The organism is Streptomyces sp. NPDC090445, assembly GCF_044769385.1.
Lineage (GTDB): Bacteria > Actinomycetota > Actinomycetes > Streptomycetales > Streptomycetaceae > Streptomyces.
On the sequence record NZ_JBIVXV010000002.1, the window covers coordinates 326,923 to 342,135 of the forward strand.

General features: G+C 72.8%; 14 protein-coding genes. 10 read left to right on the forward strand and 4 right to left on the reverse strand.

All coding sequences use genetic code 11. The features are described 5' to 3' along the window. Window positions 1-47: 47 nt before the first annotated feature. Complete coding sequence (locus ACIQUT_RS06160; protein WP_179177751.1) at window positions 48-1,409, reverse strand: glutamine synthetase family protein; 1,362 nt, start codon at window positions 1,407-1,409, stop codon at window positions 48-50. A gap of 172 nt (window positions 1,410-1,581) precedes the next feature. On the opposite strand from ACIQUT_RS06160, the gene ACIQUT_RS06165 reads away from it, so the two are divergent. The 4 genes from ACIQUT_RS06165 (at window position 1,582) to ACIQUT_RS06180 (ending at window position 4,082) form a co-directional block, all read left to right on the forward strand. Continuing rightward, on the forward strand, window positions 1,582-2,055 hold the full coding sequence (locus tag ACIQUT_RS06165; protein ID WP_403559974.1) for a hypothetical protein: 474 nt from the start codon (window positions 1,582-1,584) through the stop codon (window positions 2,053-2,055). A 75-nt stretch (window positions 2,056-2,130) separates the two neighbouring features. Continuing rightward, on the forward strand, window positions 2,131-2,796 hold the full coding sequence (locus ACIQUT_RS06170; protein WP_403559976.1) for a DUF3105 domain-containing protein: 666 nt from the start codon (window positions 2,131-2,133) through the stop codon (window positions 2,794-2,796). Further along, entirely contained in the window at window positions 2,793-3,536 is a 744-nt protein-coding gene (locus ACIQUT_RS06175; protein ID WP_403559978.1) for a DUF305 domain-containing protein, read from the forward strand. Before ACIQUT_RS06170 ends, ACIQUT_RS06175 begins: the two co-directional genes overlap by 4 nt. Window positions 3,537-3,662: 126 nt before the next feature. Further along, window positions 3,663-4,082 (forward strand): CBS domain-containing protein, encoded by a 420-nt coding sequence (locus ACIQUT_RS06180; RefSeq protein WP_403559980.1) that lies wholly within the window; start codon window positions 3,663-3,665, stop codon window positions 4,080-4,082. On the opposite strand, the gene ACIQUT_RS06185 is transcribed toward ACIQUT_RS06180, so the two are convergent. Next, entirely contained in the window at window positions 4,067-4,984 is a 918-nt protein-coding gene (locus ACIQUT_RS06185) for an alpha/beta fold hydrolase (protein WP_403559982.1), read from the reverse strand. The genes ACIQUT_RS06180 and ACIQUT_RS06185 overlap by 16 nt on opposite strands. A 71-nt stretch (window positions 4,985-5,055) precedes the next feature. Further along, a complete protein-coding gene (locus ACIQUT_RS06190; RefSeq protein WP_403560601.1) occupies window positions 5,056-5,709 on the reverse strand; it encodes a DUF998 domain-containing protein in 654 nt (217 codons plus the stop codon). A gap of 654 nt (window positions 5,710-6,363) precedes the next feature. Between ACIQUT_RS06190 and ACIQUT_RS06195 the strand changes: the two genes are divergently transcribed. From ACIQUT_RS06195 to ACIQUT_RS06205, 3 genes are all read left to right on the forward strand, one after another. After that, a complete protein-coding gene (locus ACIQUT_RS06195) occupies window positions 6,364-7,239 on the forward strand; it encodes a GyrI-like domain-containing protein (RefSeq protein WP_403559984.1) in 876 nt (291 codons plus the stop codon). A 142-nt stretch (window positions 7,240-7,381) separates the two neighbouring features. Next, window positions 7,382-8,878 carry a DUF4352 domain-containing protein gene (locus ACIQUT_RS06200; RefSeq protein WP_403559986.1) on the forward strand — a complete coding sequence of 499 codons (1,497 nt, stop codon included), beginning with the start codon at window positions 7,382-7,384 and terminating at the stop codon, window positions 8,876-8,878. Window positions 8,879-9,048: 170 nt separating this feature from the next. Beyond that, on the forward strand, window positions 9,049-10,803 hold the full coding sequence (locus tag ACIQUT_RS06205) for an NAD+ synthase (RefSeq protein ID WP_403559988.1): 1,755 nt from the start codon (window positions 9,049-9,051) through the stop codon (window positions 10,801-10,803). A gap of 42 nt (window positions 10,804-10,845) precedes the next feature. Here ACIQUT_RS06205 and ACIQUT_RS06210 read toward each other — a convergent pair whose 3' ends face one another. Next, on the reverse strand, window positions 10,846-11,874 hold the full coding sequence (locus ACIQUT_RS06210) for an endonuclease/exonuclease/phosphatase family protein (RefSeq protein ID WP_403559990.1): 1,029 nt from the start codon (window positions 11,872-11,874) through the stop codon (window positions 10,846-10,848). A gap of 349 nt (window positions 11,875-12,223) precedes the next feature. Here ACIQUT_RS06210 and panB point away from each other — a divergent pair, with 349 nt between their 5' ends. From panB to ACIQUT_RS06225, 3 genes are all read left to right on the forward strand, one after another. Beyond that, window positions 12,224-13,084 carry a 3-methyl-2-oxobutanoate hydroxymethyltransferase gene (gene panB / locus ACIQUT_RS06215; protein ID WP_403559992.1) on the forward strand — a complete coding sequence of 287 codons (861 nt, stop codon included), beginning with the start codon at window positions 12,224-12,226 and terminating at the stop codon, window positions 13,082-13,084. A gap of 223 nt (window positions 13,085-13,307) precedes the next feature. Beyond that, a complete protein-coding gene (locus ACIQUT_RS06220) occupies window positions 13,308-14,336 on the forward strand; it encodes an ATP-binding cassette domain-containing protein (RefSeq protein WP_403559994.1) in 1,029 nt (342 codons plus the stop codon). Then, the gene (locus ACIQUT_RS06225; RefSeq protein ID WP_403559996.1) at window positions 14,333-15,187 is read left to right on the forward strand and encodes an ABC transporter permease; all 855 of its coding nucleotides are present in this window, start codon (window positions 14,333-14,335) and stop codon (window positions 15,185-15,187) included. Before ACIQUT_RS06220 ends, ACIQUT_RS06225 begins: the two co-directional genes overlap by 4 nt. The last annotated feature ends 26 nt before the right edge of the window (window positions 15,188-15,213 follow it).

A 15,213-nucleotide genomic window follows, 5' to 3' on the forward strand; every position in this document is an offset into this window, starting at 1 on the left:
CGGGCACCACAGGGGTTCCGGCGTGCGGCAGACGTCTGCCGCTGCGGTCAGAGGACCGGGAGGTTCTTGCGGAGTTCGAAGGCCGTGACCTCCGAGCGGTATTCCTCCCACTCCTGCTTCTTGTTGCGGAGGAAGAAGTCGAAGACGTGCTCGCCGAGGGTTTCGGCGACGAGCTCGCTCTTCTCCATCAGGGAGATCGCCTCGCCGAGGTTCTGCGGGAGGGGCTCGATGCCCATCGCGCGGCGCTCGGCGTCGGACAGCGCCCACACGTCGTCGTCGGCGCCGGCCGGGAGTTCGTAGCCCTCCTCGATGCCCTTCAGGCCGGCGGCGAGGAGGACTGCGTACGTGAGGTAGGGGTTGGCGCCCGAGTCGATGGAGCGGACCTCGATGCGGGAGGAGCCCATCTTGCCCGGCTTGTACATGGGGACGCGGATCAGCGCCGAGCGGTTGTTGTGGCCCCAGCAGATGTACGAGGGCGCCTCGCCGCCGGAGCCGGCGGTGCGGGAGGAGCCGCCCCAGATCCGCTTGTACGAGTTGACCCACTGGTTGGTGACGGCCGAGGTCTCCGCCGCGTGGCGCAGCAGGCCTGCGATGAAGGAGCGGCCGACCTTGGAGAGCTGGTATTCGGCGCCGGACTCGTAGAAGGCGTTGCGGTCGCCCTCGAAGAGGGAGAGGTGGGTGTGCATGCCGGAGCCGGGGTACTCGGAGAAGGGCTTCGGCATGAACGTGGCCTGGACGCCCTGCTCCAGGGCGACCTGCTTCATGACCAGGCGGAAGGTCATGATGTTGTCGGCGGTGGAGAGGGCGTCGGCGTAGCGGAGGTCGATCTCCTGCTGGCCGGGGGCGCCCTCGTGGTGGCTGAACTCGACCGAGATGCCCATGGATTCGAGCATGGTGATCGCCTGGCGGCGGAAGTCCATGCCGACGTTCTGCGGGGTGTGGTCGAAGTAGCCGGAGTTGTCGGCGGGGACGGGGCGGGAGCCGTCGAGCGGCTTGTCCTTCAGCAGGAAGAACTCGATCTCCGGGTGGGTGTAGAAGGTGAAGCCCAGGTCGGAGGTCTTGGCCAGGATCCGCTTCAGGACGAAGCGCGGGTCGGCGAAGGAGGGGGAGCCGTCCGGCATGAGGATGTCGCAGAACATGCGGGCGGTGCCCGGGGCCTCGGCGCGCCACGGCAGTATCTGGAAGGTGCCCGGGTCCGGCTTGGCGATCATGTCGGACTCGTAGACCCGCGCGAAGCCCTCGATGGCCGAGCCGTCGAAGCCGATGCCCTCGTCGAAGGCCTGCTCCAGCTCGGCCGGGGCGACGGCCACGGACTTGAGGAAGCCCAGCACGTCGGTGAACCACAGGCGCACGAAGCGGATGTCGCGCTCCTCCAGCGTCCGGAGGACGAATTCCTGCTGCTTGTCCATGCCTTCATCCTCGCAGTTCAGACGGCTTGTGCACCACCGCCCCCAGGGGTGTGTGCGCAGGGGGCGGGCCCAGTATCGCCAGTCGTGGTTTCCGCCACATTACGCACCCCGCAAAGGTCGTGACACCCCCGCACTGACCTTGGACCCGTCATGAGCACTACCATCTGCGGCCATGGGGGGACGGGAGCACGCGCGGCACGGGCGCGTCGGGCACATCGGGCGCATCGGGCGCACCGGCCGCATCGGGCGGCAGCTGCCTCGGCGTGCCCTCATCGCGGTCGCCCTCTCCGTGCTGCTCGGTGCGCTGCTGCTGTGCGTACGCCCGGGTGAGCCGCATGCCGTGACCGCCGCTGCCGGAGCGTCCCCCGCTCCCGTGGCTCCTGTCCTGCACGGGCACGCGTACGGGCATCCGGCCGCCCCGTATGCGGCCGCGCGTGTCGTGTGCGTGTCGCACGACGATCTGCCCGGCTGCTCCCCCTTCTCGCACGTCACCCCCGGTGTCCTGCCCGCCCCGCCGCCCGCCGTGCCGGTGGCGGCGGCCGCCGCGGATCCCGTCGCGCGTGTCGCCGACGCCGGGCGGGCCCGCCCGCACGGCACGCTCGCCCGGGCCCCCGACCTCCACGCCCTCCAGGTGTTGCGGACCTGACAGGTCCGGCGCGCTCCCACCGCGCGCCCCGACCGGATCCACACCTCCACCCCCCTCAGCAAAGGAACAGGGCACATGGCCGGCACCACCAGGAACGACCAGCACTCCCGCCAGGCGCGCATAGCCGAGATGCGCCGGGCCGAACGCGCCCGCGAGCGACGCAACAAGGTCATCGCGATCACGGCCTCCGTGGCCGTCGTCGGCGGCCTCGTCGGCTTCGGCGCCTGGGTACTGATCGACCAGAAGAACAAGGAGAAGGCCGCGGCCGCCGCGATCGAGGCCGCCCGTACGACCCCGGTCGCCCAGGAGCAGACCTGGGAGGCGAAGTCGCTGGGCCGCAACCACGTCGAGACCCCGGTGACGTACCCGATGAACCCGCCGGTCGGCGGCGACCACAGCCCCCGCTGGATGAACTGCAACGGCGACGTCTACAAGGAGCCGGTCCCGCAGGTGAACGCCGTGCACTCGCTGGAGCACGGCGCGGTCTGGGTGACCTACAACGAGAAGGCCCCGCAGGCCGAGGTCGACAAGCTCGCCGAGACCGTGGCGAAGACGCCGTACTCGCTGATGAGCCCGGTCAAGGAGCAGGCCGGGGCGATCACGCTGAGCGCGTGGGGCAAGCAGGTCACCGTGGACAGCGCGTCGGACGCCCGGGTGAAGCAGTTCTTCACCAAGTACGTGCAGGGCCCGCAGACGCCCGAGCCGGGCGCGGCCTGCACCAACGGGCTGGCCGGCAAGTGAGGCGTACGTACTGGGCGGCCGGTACGGCGGTGCTGCTGGCGCTGGCGTTCGCGGTGGCGGCGACGGTCGCCGCCGCCAGCGGAAGCTCCGGCTCCGGCCCGGCGCGGGAGCAGCGGACGCCCGCCCTGTACTCGCCGGACGCGGGCTTCGCCCGGGACATGGCGGTGCACCACCAGCAGGCGGTGGAGATGTCCTTCATCGTGCGCGACCGCACGCAGGACGAGGCCGTGCGCAGCCTCGCCTACGACATCGCCAACACCCAGGCCAACCAGCGGGGCATGCTCCTGGGCTGGCTCGACCTGTGGGGCCTGCCGAAGGTGCTGGCCGGCGAGCCGCCGATGTCGTGGATGTCCACGGGCGGCGGCAGCGGCAGCGGGCACGGCAGCGGCGGCAGCAGCAGCAGTGGGGAAGGCAGCGCCGGCACGGAAGGCAGCGGCCACGGCGGCGGGCACGACATGGGCGGTGTCGCCGCCAAGCCGGGCGCGCTCATGCCCGGGATGGCGACCAAGGAGGAGCTGGCCGCGCTCGGCGCCGCCCAGGGCCGGGACGCGGAGGTGCTCTACCTCCAGCTGATGACCGACCACCACAAGGGCGGCGTCGCGATGGCCCGGGGCTGCGCGACCCAGTGCCGGACCCCGGCCGAGCGGGCGCTCGCCCAGGGCATGGTCGACGCCCAGCAGTCGGAGCTCACCCTGATGGCGGACATGCTGCGGCAGCGCGGGGCTGCACCGCGCGGGTGACGTAACACCCCCGTACGGTGGTGGGAGGGCGCCCTTACCGGCCCTCCCACCAACCGGCCTCCCCAGGGCGCCGAGGCGGGCGCGACCGCGCCGGCCGCCGCAACGGCATGCTCAGGAGGTTCCCCTATGACCACCGCGGCAGACATCATGCACCCCGGAGCCCAGTGGATCCCCGCGACGGAGACCCTGGACCGGGCCGCCGAGCTCATGGGCCGGCTCGGCGTGGGCGCGCTGCCCGTCAGCGACGCCAACGAACGGCTGTGCGGCATCATCACCGACCGCGACATCGTCGTGAAGTGCGTGGCCAAGGGCCACGACCCGGCGAAGGTCACCTGCGGCGACCTGTGCGAGGGCACCCCGCGCTGGATCGCCGCCGACGCGGACGTCTCCGCCGTGCTGGACGAGATGGAGTCCCACCAGATCAGGCGGCTCCCGGTCATCGAGAACAAGCGCCTCGTCGGCATGATCAGCGAAGCCGACCTGGCCCAGCACCTCCCGGAAACACAGCTCGCGGAATTCGTGGAGAAGGTCTACGCCCGCCGCTGAGGCGGCGCCGCCCCGCCGCCGGTGGCGGCGCTCAGGACCGCCCGTGCCGTCTGGGCCGGGCGGTCCAGCATGACCAGGTGCCCCGAGGGCGCGGCGGTCTCGAAGCGGGCCCCGAGGGCGGCCGCCAGGCCCCGCTGGCGGTCCAGCCAGTGCAGGGCCGTGGCCGAGCCGGAGCCGTCGTACCCGGCGAGGACCGTGGCGGGGGCGGCCAGCGGGCGGCGGGAGCGCAGCGCGAGGACCTCGGCGGCCATGTCGGGGTAGCGGGCGTTCTCCAGCAGGATCCCGCGCCACACCCGGCCGGTGCGGTAGCAGCGGCGTACGAGGTCCCGCGCGGCCGGATCGGCCCCGCCGGTCCGGGACAGGCGTACGGCGGCCCGCCGGGCGGCGGGCCCCAGCGCGGCCGGGAGTCCGGCGGCCGTCAGGGCCCGGCCCAGCGCGCGGGCCGCGCCGGTACGCAGCCCGGCGGGCAGGACCGCGTGGGGCTGCTCCTCCACACTGCCGTCGACGAGGACCAGGGCGGCGGTGCGCTCCGGGTACAGGCGGGCGAAGGCCTCGGCGTGGAAGGCGGCGATGGAATGCCCGGCCACGGTGACGCGGGCGCCGCCGACCGGGCCGAGCGCGTCCAGCAGCCCGGCGATCCGGCGGGCCTCCCCGGCGGCAGTCGGCGGGTCGGCGGCGGGGCCGCTGAGGCCGTGCCCGGGCCGGTCGAAGCGGATCACGGTCCGGCCTGCGGCGACGAGCAGCGCCGCGACCGGGTCCCAGTCGAACCAGGCCATGGCGAGCCCCGTGCTCAGCACGACCGGCGGACCGCTGCCCTCCACCACCACGTGCAGCGGAACCCCGTCCTCCGACCGCACGAAGACCGGGGTCGGCGGGGCGGCCGGGGCAGCCGGGGCACCCAAGGCAGCCGAGTCACCCAGGGCAGCCGAGTCACCCGAGGCTGCGCCCCGGGCACCCGGTGCGCCCGGGACCGTCATGTGCGGCGCTCCTCGTACACGGAGTACGCCAGCAGGCCCAGCCAGAGCGCCACGAGCAGCACCTGCATCCGCTGCCCGGCGCCCAGCGCCCAGGTGCCGTGCCCGGCGGTGAAGAGGGAGACGGAGATCAGGGTCCAGGCGGTGGCGAGGAGCTCCAGGACGACCAGGGTGGGCCCGTACTCGGCGAGCGGCGCGAAGCGGCCGTAGCGGCGGGCGGCGACGGTCAGGGCGACGATCCCGACGAGGGCGCCGGTCATGGCGAGGCTGCTGCTCACGGCGTGGGCCTGGTGGGTGGCCGGAACCAGCTTGGCGGTCTCCAGCGCGGCGCACTCCGGATCGACGGTGGGGGTGCAGCTCAGCGGCAGCCAGGCGTCCGCGGCGGTGGCGGCGCCGAACAGGGTGACCCCGGCCCAGCCGGCGACGGACCAGCGGCGGCGGGCGTCGTGGTGCCACCGGAGCCGGATCAGGGCCAGCAGGCCGCCGGTGAAGGCGAGCAGGCCCGCGGTGAAGTCGGTGGCCCGGAAGAGGCCGCCGAGCGGCTGGTCCTGGGCGGCGAGCTCGCTGACGTAGGTCTGGATGGGGTTCAGGCCCGTGGAGAGGACGACCTCCATGACCCAGGCCGTGTACGCGGTGGCGGCGAGGCCGATCAGCACGGCGATGATCTGCGGCCCCCTGGACGGCCTGGTGCCCCCGGGGTTCCCGGGGCTTCCGGGGGCACCAGGGCTCCCGGAGACACCGTGGCCCCCGGAGACACTGGGGCTCTTGGGGGCACCAGGGTTCCCGGAGACGCCGCGGCTCCCGGGGACACCGTGGCTCCCGAGGGCCCCTCGGCTGCCTATTCGGTCCCCCGGTTTCGCCTGGCGCATCCCCTTTTCGTTCACCTTCGCGGCTTTTGTGGTCATGTTCCCCATCATCCTTAACACGGCCGAACCGGCCCTCCGCTCGGATACCCGCCCGGGGTAGGGTTCCGGGCACGGCGCGCCCCGTTTCGCGCACAGCCCCGCGGGCCGTCGGCGGCCGCCTGGGCCATCCGAGTCGGTCCCACGCCCTGGATGACGTGACCCCGGCCGCTTGCGTTGCCTCGGCCGTGCCCCGAGTGCGACGGACCACACCGCCGCGCCGCCGAATCCTGCCGACCCGACCCGACTCGGACCCGGCCCGGACCGGACCCGGACCGGACCCGACCCCGGCCCCGGCCCGGACCCCGCCCCGACCCGACCCCGACCGAAGCGGGCACGGAATGTCGGGTCCCGACCGGCCACCCGTTCCTACGGTGGGGACCGCAACAGAGGAAGGAGGCCGGGATGCTGGAGCAGCTGAACCGCGCCCTGGACCACATCGAGGACCGCCTCCACGGCGACGTGGACGCGGCCGAGCTGGCCCGGATCGCGATGACGTCGGAGTACCACTTCCGGCGCATGTTCTCCGCGCTGGCCGGGATCCCGCTGTCGGAGTACGTCCGGCGCAGGCGGCTCACCGTCGCCGGTGCCGAGGTGCTGGCCGGCGAGCGGACCCTGCTCGACATCGCGGTACGCCACGGCTACACGTCCGCCGAGGCCTTCGGGCGCGCGTTCCGCGCGGTCCACGGCATCGGCCCGGGCGAGGCGCGGCGCACCGGCGCGGTCCTGCGCGCACAGCCCCGGATGTCCTTCCGCCTCGTCATCGAAGGGAGTACGACCATGCAGTACCGGATCGTGGAGAAGGCGGAGTTCCGGATCGCCGGCAGGAAGACGCGGGTGCCGCTCGTCCACGAGGGGGTGAACCCGGCGATCCTCTCGTTCGTCGAGGCGGTCGGGCCGCAGCTGGCCGAGCGGATATCCGGGCTGTCCGACCAGGAGCCGGCCGGCATCGTCTCGGTGACCGAGCACCTGGGCGACAGCCGCGAGGAGGGCGTCGAACTGGACTACCACCTCGCGGTGGTGACCGGCGCCGGGGCCGCGGAGATCCCGGAGGACCTGGACGTCCGGGTCGTCCCGGCCGGCACCTGGGCCGTCTTCGCGAACACCGGGCCGTTCCCGCAGGCCCTGCAGTCCCTGTGGCGGGACGTCTACACCCAGTGGCTCCCCTCCAACCCGTACGCGCTCCGGCCCGGGCCGGAGATCCTGCGCGCCCCGCGGTCGGTGGAGGGGGCGGACGTGACCACCGAGCTGTGGATTCCCGTGGAGCGGACCGCGGTCTGACGGGACGCCACGGGACCGACCGGTCCTGCCCCCGCCTGCCGGATGGGGCAGGACCGAAAGCCTTTGGCCATGTCTGAGCTGCGTGGCAGGCTGTCTGATCATCAGACCGCCTGCTTCGATCAGACGAGGACGTTCGCGCCGCATGAGTACGCCTCCGAACCCGCCCGGCCCGCCCGCGGAGCCCGAGGGCACACCCGCGCCCCAGCCGGAGGCGGCCCCGACGCCCACACGGTCGCCGGACAAGTCCGCGGACACCCCGGCGGCCGACGCGACCCCCAAGCCCGAGGCGACCCCGGACCGGCCGGAGCCGGACGACGCGACCCGCCCGCTGTCGCTCACCAAGACCCCGGCCCCGGCGGCCGAGCCGTCGCCGACCGCGCCCGCGGACGCCGCCGCCGAACCCGCGCCGCCCGCGGAACAGCCGGACCGGCCGGAGCACACCGAGCCGACCCCGCTGTCGCTCACCAAGCTCCCGGAGCCGGAACCCACCAGGACCCCGGCCCCGGAACCGCAGCCCGCCCCGGCGCCGGAGGCGGCGCCCGCGGCGGCCACCGTCGAGGTTCCCGCCGCCCCGGCCGCCGAGCCCGTCCCCGCTGCCGAGCCCGCCCCGGCCGCTGCCGCCGGAGCGCCCGACACCTGGGCCGCACCGGCCCGGGGATCCGCACCGGCTCCCGAATCCGCCCCGACGGCGGCTTACGCTGCCCAGCACGGCTTTGCGGCGCCCTCCCCCGACACCGCCGCCATGCCCGGATACGGCGTTCCCGGCGGGCCCGTGCCGCCGCAGGCCGGACTGTGGGCGGCGCCCGGCGCCGGCGGTCCCTGGTTCCAGCAGCCCGCCCCCGTCACCAACGGCCTGGCCGTCGCCGCCCTCGTCGTCGGCCTGGTCTCCCTGCCCGTCGGCCCGCTCCCGTTCCTCTTCTGGCTCGGCGCGATCCTCGGTGTGACCGCCGTCGGCCTCGGCATCGGCGCCGTCAACCGCGCCTCGGCCGGCGCCGGCCGCAAGACGATGTCGGTCATCGGCACCGTCCTCGGCGTACTCGGCATCGCCGCCTCCGTCGGCGGCTACTTCGTCACCCAGAACGTGGTCGACCGCCTCGCCGACCGGGCCGCCGAGGCCCGCTTCGACGACCCCGACCGGTACGACGACCACGACCCCGGCGCCGACGAGCCCTGGCCGCCGAACCCGTCCGCGGCCCCCAAGCTCCCCGCGCCGAAGCCGTCGCGCTCCGCGCCGCCCACGGGCCCCGGCATGACCACGCCGCTCCCGTTCGGCGAGACGTACACCTACCCGAACGGCATCAAGGTCAGCCTGTCCGCCCCGAAGGAGTACGTGTCGAAGAACCGGTACTCGACCGTCCGCAACGCGGTGCAGATCACGATGACCATCACCAACGGCTCCACCGAGAACCACAACGTCATCCACGCAGTGCCCGAGGTCCGCGACGACAAGGGCATGACCGCCCAGCTCGCCTTCGACGGCGGCGACATGCCCAGGTTCATCCGCGGCGACATCCTGCCCGGCCAGTCCGCCAGCGGGATCATCACCTACGAGGTGCCCGAGGGCACGACCGGCCTCAGCGCCTCGATCTCCCCCGGCATTCTGATGCCCGGCGCCAAGTTCGCAGGCCCGATCGGCTGATCCCGCAGCGGTCCGGGCAGCAGCCGGCAACGGCCCGCCACGCGCACGCGCACCCGGACCCGCACCCGCACCCGCACCCGCACCCGCGGCACCGCTTCCGCGGCCGGCAGAACCCTTGCGGCACGGGGCTTCCAGGACATCGCGTCAGAAAGACGATTACACTGGGCCCCGTGCCTCAACTACGCCTCGCTCTCAATCAGATCGACTCGCACGTCGGCAACGTCTCCGCCAACGCCGACTCCGTCGTCCACTGGACCCGGCACTCCGCCGAGCAGGGCGCCCACCTCGTGGCGTTCCCCGAGATGATGCTGACCGGGTACCCCGTCGAGGACCTCGCCCTGCGCGCCTCCTTCGTCGAGGCCTCCCGCGCCGCCCTGCTCGGGCTGGCCGAGCGGCTCGCGGCCGAGGGCCTGGGCGAGGTGCCGGTCATCGTCGGCTACCTCGACCGCTCCGAACGCGCCGCCCCGCGCCTGGGCCTGCCCGCCGGCTCCCCCGAGAACGCGGCCGCCGTCCTGCACCGCGGCGAGGTGGTGCTCCGCTTCGCCAAGCACCACCTTCCCAACTACGGCGTGTTCGACGAGTTCCGCTACTTCGTGCCCGGCGACACCCAGCCGGTGATCCGCGTCCGCGGCGTCGACGTGGCCCTGGCGATCTGCGAGGACCTCTGGCAGGAGGGCGGCCGGGTGCCGGCCACCCGCTCGGCCGGGGCCGGCCTGCTGATCTCCGTCAACGCCTCCCCGTACGAGCGCAAGAAGGACGACGCCCGCCTCGAACTGGTGCAGAAGCGGGCCCAAGAGGCGGGCTGCACCCTGGCCTACCTCGCGATGATCGGCGGCCAGGACGAGCTCGTCTTCGACGGCGACTCCATCGTCGTCGGCGCCGACGGCCGGGTCATCGCCCGCGCCCCGCAGTTCTCCGAGGGCTGCGTCCTGATCGACCTCGACCTGCCCGCGGCGCCGGCCGAAGCCCCCGAGGGCATCGTCGACGACGGGCTGCGGATCGACCGCGTGATCCTGTCCGAGGAGCCGGTGGAGCCGTACGAGCCGGCCGTCCCCGGCGGTTACGCCGACCGCCTCGACGACGACGAGGAGGTGTACGACGCGCTGGTCGTGGGCCTGCGCGCGTACGTCAAGAAGAACGGATTCCGCTCCGTCCTGATCGGGCTCTCCGGCGGCATCGACTCGGCGCTCGTCGCCGCCATCGCCTGCGACGCGATCGGCGCGCAGAACGTGTACGGCATCTCGATGCCCTCGAAGTACTCCTCGGAACACTCCAGGGGCGATGCGGCCGAACTGGCCCGCCGCACCGGCCTGAACCTCCGCACGGTGCCGATCGAGCCGATGTTCGACGCGTACATGGGGTCGCTGGGTCTGACCGGCCTGGCCGAGGAGAACCTCCAGTCCCGGCTGCGGGGCACCATGCTGATGGCGGTGTCCAACCAGGAGGGCCACATCGTCCTCGCCCCCGGCAACAAGTCGGAGCTGGCCGTCGGCTACTCCACCCTGTACGGCGACTCGGTCGGCGCGTACGGCCCGATCAAGGACGTGTACAAGTCGGACGTGTTCCGGCTCGCCCGGTACCGCAACCGGGCCGCGGCCGAGCGCGGGGAGACCCCGCCCATCCCGGAGAACTCGATCGTGAAGCCGCCGAGCGCCGAACTGCGCCCGGACCAGGTGGACACGGACTCGCTGCCGGACTATCCGGTGCTGGACGCGATCCTGGAGCTGTACGTGGACCGCGACCAGGGCATCGAGGCGATCGTCGCGGCCGGGTTCGACCGGGAGCTCGTGGCGCGGACGCTGCGGATGGTGGACACCGCCGAGTACAAGCGCCGCCAGTACCCGCCGGGCACGAAGATCTCCGCGAAGGGCTTCGGCAAGGACCGCCGCCTGCCCATCACCAACGGCTGGCGCGAGCACGCCTGACGCGGGCACGCCCCACCCGGGCGTCCGCGGGGCGGGCAGCGGCTACTTCGCCACCGTCACCCGGGCCGCGACCGGCAGGTGGTCGCTGCCGGTCTGCGGCAGGGTCCAGGAGGCCTCCGGCTTCATCCCGCGGACCATGATCTGGTCGATCCGGGCCATCGGGAACGGGGCCGGCCAACTGAAGCCGAAGCCGTCGCCCGCGGCGCCCTGGGTGGAGCGCATCTGCGAGGTGACCTCGGACAGGGAGCGGTCGTTCGCGGTGCCGTTGAGGTCGCCGAGCAGGACGACGTTCCGCAGCGGCTCGGCGGCGAGCGCGGCCCCCAGCGCGTCGGCGCTCTTGTCGCGCTGGTTGGCGGTGAAGCCGGCGTTCAGCTTGACCCGGACGGAGGGCAGGTGGGCCACGAACACGGCGACCTGCCCCTGCGGGGTCTCGACGGTGGTGCGCATGGCCCGGGTCCAGCCCAGCCTGATGTCGACGGGCTTGCTGGACTTCAGCGGGAACTTGCTCCACACGCCGACGGTGCCCTCCACGGCGTGGTACTTGTACGTGCCCGCCAGCGCCTGCTCGTAGGCGGGGACGGCGCTGCCCTTGAGCTCGGTCAGGGCCAGGACGTCGGCTCCGGCCTTGGCCACCGACCGGGCCGTGCCGCGCGGGTCGGGGTTGTCGGCGTCGACGTTGTGGGCGGCGACCGTCAGGTTGCCGCCGGTGCCGGACTTGTCGGTGACCAGGCCGCCGAAGAGGTTCACCCAGACGACGGCCGTCAGCAGTATCGCGATCAGCGCGGTGGCGGACTTGCGGACGACCGCGGCGGCGAGCAGCAGCGGAACGAACACCCCCAGCCAGGGCAGGAAGGTCTCGGTGAGGCTGCCCAGGTTGCCTACGCTGTTGGGCAGCTCCGCGTGGAGGATCATGACGAGCGCCAGCAGCACGGCGAGCGCCGCGATCACCAGCCCCCGCCGCCAGATGCCCGGATCGCGCCGCAGCTCGGCCACGCGGCGGCGGAGGCGGGATCCGCGGGGCTCGGGCTCCGAGCCGCCGTTCCCCGTCTCCGCCATGTACGCCTGTGCCATGCCACTGCCCTCGCTGCCGTGCTCGCGCTCCGTCCCCCCACCATGACCCTAGGCGATGGACGCAGTCTTCCGTGCCGTTGATCCGGCCGTACGTCCGGGAGGACGAACGGCCATACGGCCCGGGTTCCTGTTGTCACGAAACGCGCACATTCGGTTGGCGCGCCCCCTTCGCACCCCGCGGACGCCCGGAGCGCGCTACGGGGCGTGCACCCGGGCGCGCACCTCCCGGTGGGGTGCGACAGGACGGTCGTCCCCTCCACTTTCGCGCCCGGCCGGGCAGGTGCCACCATGGGGGTGAGTCCGGGGACGCCGTGAGGGCGCCTCGAGATGACATCAAGGAGCAGTTGCAATGACGCATGCCGTTTCGCCTGCCCGCGAAGCCGCCTCCCCCACCCTGTACGGAGGCACGGGCACCCGACGGATCACCGTCCGCGACCTGACGCTCGCCAAGGAGCGCGGCGAGAAGTGGCCCATGCTCACCGCCTACGACGCGATGACCGCATCCGTGTTCGACGAGGCCGGCATCCCGGTCATCCTCGTCGGCGACTCGATGGGCAACTGTCACCTCGGCTACGAGAACACCGTCCCGGTGACGATGGACGAGATGACGCTGCTGTCCGCGGCCGTCGTACGCGGCACCCGGCGGGCGATGGTCATCGGTGACCTGCCGTTCGGCTCGTACCAGGAAGGCGCCGTGCAGGCGCTGCGCAGTGCCACCCGGCTCGTGAAGGAGGCCGGTGTCGGCGCCGTGAAGCTGGAGGGCGGCGAGCGCTCGCTGCGCCAGACCGAGCTGATCGTGCAGTCCGGCATCCCCGTCATGTCCCACCTGGGTCTGACCCCGCAGTCCGTCAACGCCATGGGCTACCGGGTCCAGGGCCGCGGGGACGAGGCCGCGCACCAGCTGCTCCGCGATGCCAAGGCGGCACAGGACGCGGGGGCCTTCGCGGTGGTCCTGGAGCTCGTACCGGCCGAACTGGCCGCCGAGGTCACCCGGTCGCTGAACATCCCGACGGTCGGCATCGGCGCGGGCGCGGACTGCGACGCGCAGGTGCTGGTGTGGACCGACATGATGGGCCTGACCGGCGGGAAGATGCCGAAGTTCGTGAAGCAGTACGCGAACCTGCGCGCGACCATGACCGACGCGGCGAAGGCGTTCGCCGAGGACGTCGTCGGCGGATCGTTCCCGCAGGAGCAGCACAGCTTCCACTGACCCACTGACCCCACTGACCCGCCGACCCCATCGGGTCGGCGGGTCGGCGGGTCGGCGGGTCTGCCGGTCCGCCGTCCCTGCGGTTGCCGGTGCGTGCGTTGCCGTGCGTGCGTTGCCGTGCGTGCGTTGCCGGTGCGTGCGTTGTCGGTGCGGCCACCGGGTTGTCGGTCGGCTGTCGGTCGGCTGTCGGTGCTTTGTCGGCGGCGGCTGGTCCCATGGGGGCATGACGCGAAACGACAAGAATCCCCGGAGCGGCGGGAACGCCGTGGAGGTGCGGGGACTGGTCAAGCACTTCGGCGAGACCAAAGCCCTCGACGGTGTCGACCTGGACGTCCGCGAGGGCACGGTCCTCGGGGTCCTCGGCCCCAACGGCGCCGGCAAGACCACCCTGGTGCGCTGCCTGTCCACCCTCCTCGTCCCCGACGCCGGAACCGCCCGGGTCGCCGGCTACGACGTGGTCCGCCAGCCGCGGCAGCTGCGCCGCACCATAGGCCTCACCGGCCAGTACGCCTCGGTCGACGAGCGGCTGTCCGGCTGGGAGAACCTGTACATGATCGGCAGGCTGCTCGACCTGTCCCGCAAGGACGCCCGCCGCCGCGCCGACGAGATGCTGGAGCGGTTCTCGCTGACCGACGCGGCGAAGAAGGTCGCCGGGATGTACTCCGGCGGCATGCGCCGCCGCCTGGACCTCGCGGCCTCCCTGATCGGGAACCCGGCCGTGCTCTACCTGGACGAGCCCACCACCGGCCTGGACCCGCGCACCCGCAACGAGGTGTGGGACGAGGTGCAGCGGCTGGTGGCCGAGGGCGCGACCGTCCTGCTCACCACCCAGTACATGGAGGAGGCCGAGCAGCTGGCGAGCGAGCTGACGGTCATCGACCGCGGCAAGGTCATCGCCAACGGCAAGGTGGACGAGCTGAAGGCCCGAGTCGGCGGCCGCACCCTGCGGATCCGTCCGGCGGACCCGGCGGAGCTGCCGGGCATGGCCCGGTCCCTGGCCGAGGCGGGCCTCGACGGCGTCGCCGGCTCCCAGGCCGTACCGGACGAGGGCGTGCTGCTGGTCCCGATCCTCAGCGACGAGCAACTGACCGCGGTGGTCGGGCTGCTGGCGGCCCGCGGCTACGCCATCGCCGACCTGGGCACGTACCTGCCCAGCCTGGACGAGGTGTTCCTCTCCATCACCGGCCACCCGGCCACGTCCCCCGAGGACTCCGTTCCCACCGGCACGACGACCGAGGAGGTCGCGGCATGAGCACGACGACTACCGCCCCGGCCCGCGACGCGGCCGCCGGAACGCCCGCACCGAAGGCGACGCAGTCCCCGGACAGCCGGATCGGCCTGCGCGGCAACCTGCGGCACATCGGCGCCCTGGCGCGCCGCAACGCCCTCCAGATCAAGGCGAATCCGGAGTCGGTGTTCGAGGTCGTGCTGATGCCGATCATCTTCATCCTGCTGTTCACGTACGTCTTCGGCGGCGCGATCGCGGGCAAGGGCAACCAGGACGCCTACGTCAACTACCTGGTCCCCGGCATGATGGCGATGACGGGCCTGAACATCGCCATGGCGGTGGGCACCGGCGTCAACGAGGACTTCAAGAAGGGCATCATGGACCGCTTCCGGTCCATGCCGATCGCCCGCTCCTCGGTCCTCATCGCCAAGATCGTGGTCGAGATCGGCCGGATGCTGGTGGCCACCGCGATCCTCCTCGGCATGGGCTTCCTGCTGGGCCTGGAGATCAAGACCTCGGTGCTGGACCTGCTCGCCGCGGTCGGCCTGTCGCTGGTCTTCGGCGCCTCGCTGATGTGGATCTTCATCCTGCTCGGTCTGACGATGAAGACCGCCCAGGGCGTCCAAGGGGTGGCGATGCTCGTGCTGATGCCGCTCCAGTTCGGCAGCTCGATCTTCAGCCCGCCGTCCTCGATGCCCGGATGGCTGCAGTCCTTCACGGACTACAACCCGCTGTCCAACCTGGCCGACGCGGCCCGCAACCTCATCAACGGCGGCCCGGTCGCCCACTCGGTGTGGATGACGCTGGGTTGGGCCGTGCTGATCACCGCGATCACGGCGCCGCTGGCGGTCGCGAAGTTCCGCAAGAAGACCTGATCCGGCCGGACGGTCCGCTCCGGATC

Coding starts and splice junctions, on each gene's coding strand:
- ACIQUT_RS06220 (WP_403559994.1), top strand. CDS start 13,308: ATGACGCGAAACGACAAGAATCCCCGGAGCGGCGGGAACGCCGTGGAG.
- panB (WP_403559992.1), top strand. CDS start 12,224: ATGACGCATGCCGTTTCGCCTGCCCGCGAAGCCGCCTCCCCCACCCTG.
- ACIQUT_RS06160 (WP_179177751.1), bottom strand. CDS start 1,409: ATGGACAAGCAGCAGGAATTCGTCCTCCGGACGCTGGAGGAGCGCGAC.
- ACIQUT_RS06165 (WP_403559974.1), top strand. CDS start 1,582: ATGGGGGGACGGGAGCACGCGCGGCACGGGCGCGTCGGGCACATCGGG.
- ACIQUT_RS06225 (WP_403559996.1), top strand. CDS start 14,333: ATGAGCACGACGACTACCGCCCCGGCCCGCGACGCGGCCGCCGGAACG.
- ACIQUT_RS06200 (WP_403559986.1), top strand. CDS start 7,382: ATGAGTACGCCTCCGAACCCGCCCGGCCCGCCCGCGGAGCCCGAGGGC.
- ACIQUT_RS06195 (WP_403559984.1), top strand. CDS start 6,364: ATGCTGGAGCAGCTGAACCGCGCCCTGGACCACATCGAGGACCGCCTC.
- ACIQUT_RS06180 (WP_403559980.1), top strand. CDS start 3,663: ATGACCACCGCGGCAGACATCATGCACCCCGGAGCCCAGTGGATCCCC.
- ACIQUT_RS06170 (WP_403559976.1), top strand. CDS start 2,131: ATGGCCGGCACCACCAGGAACGACCAGCACTCCCGCCAGGCGCGCATA.
- ACIQUT_RS06210 (WP_403559990.1), bottom strand. CDS start 11,874: ATGGCACAGGCGTACATGGCGGAGACGGGGAACGGCGGCTCGGAGCCC.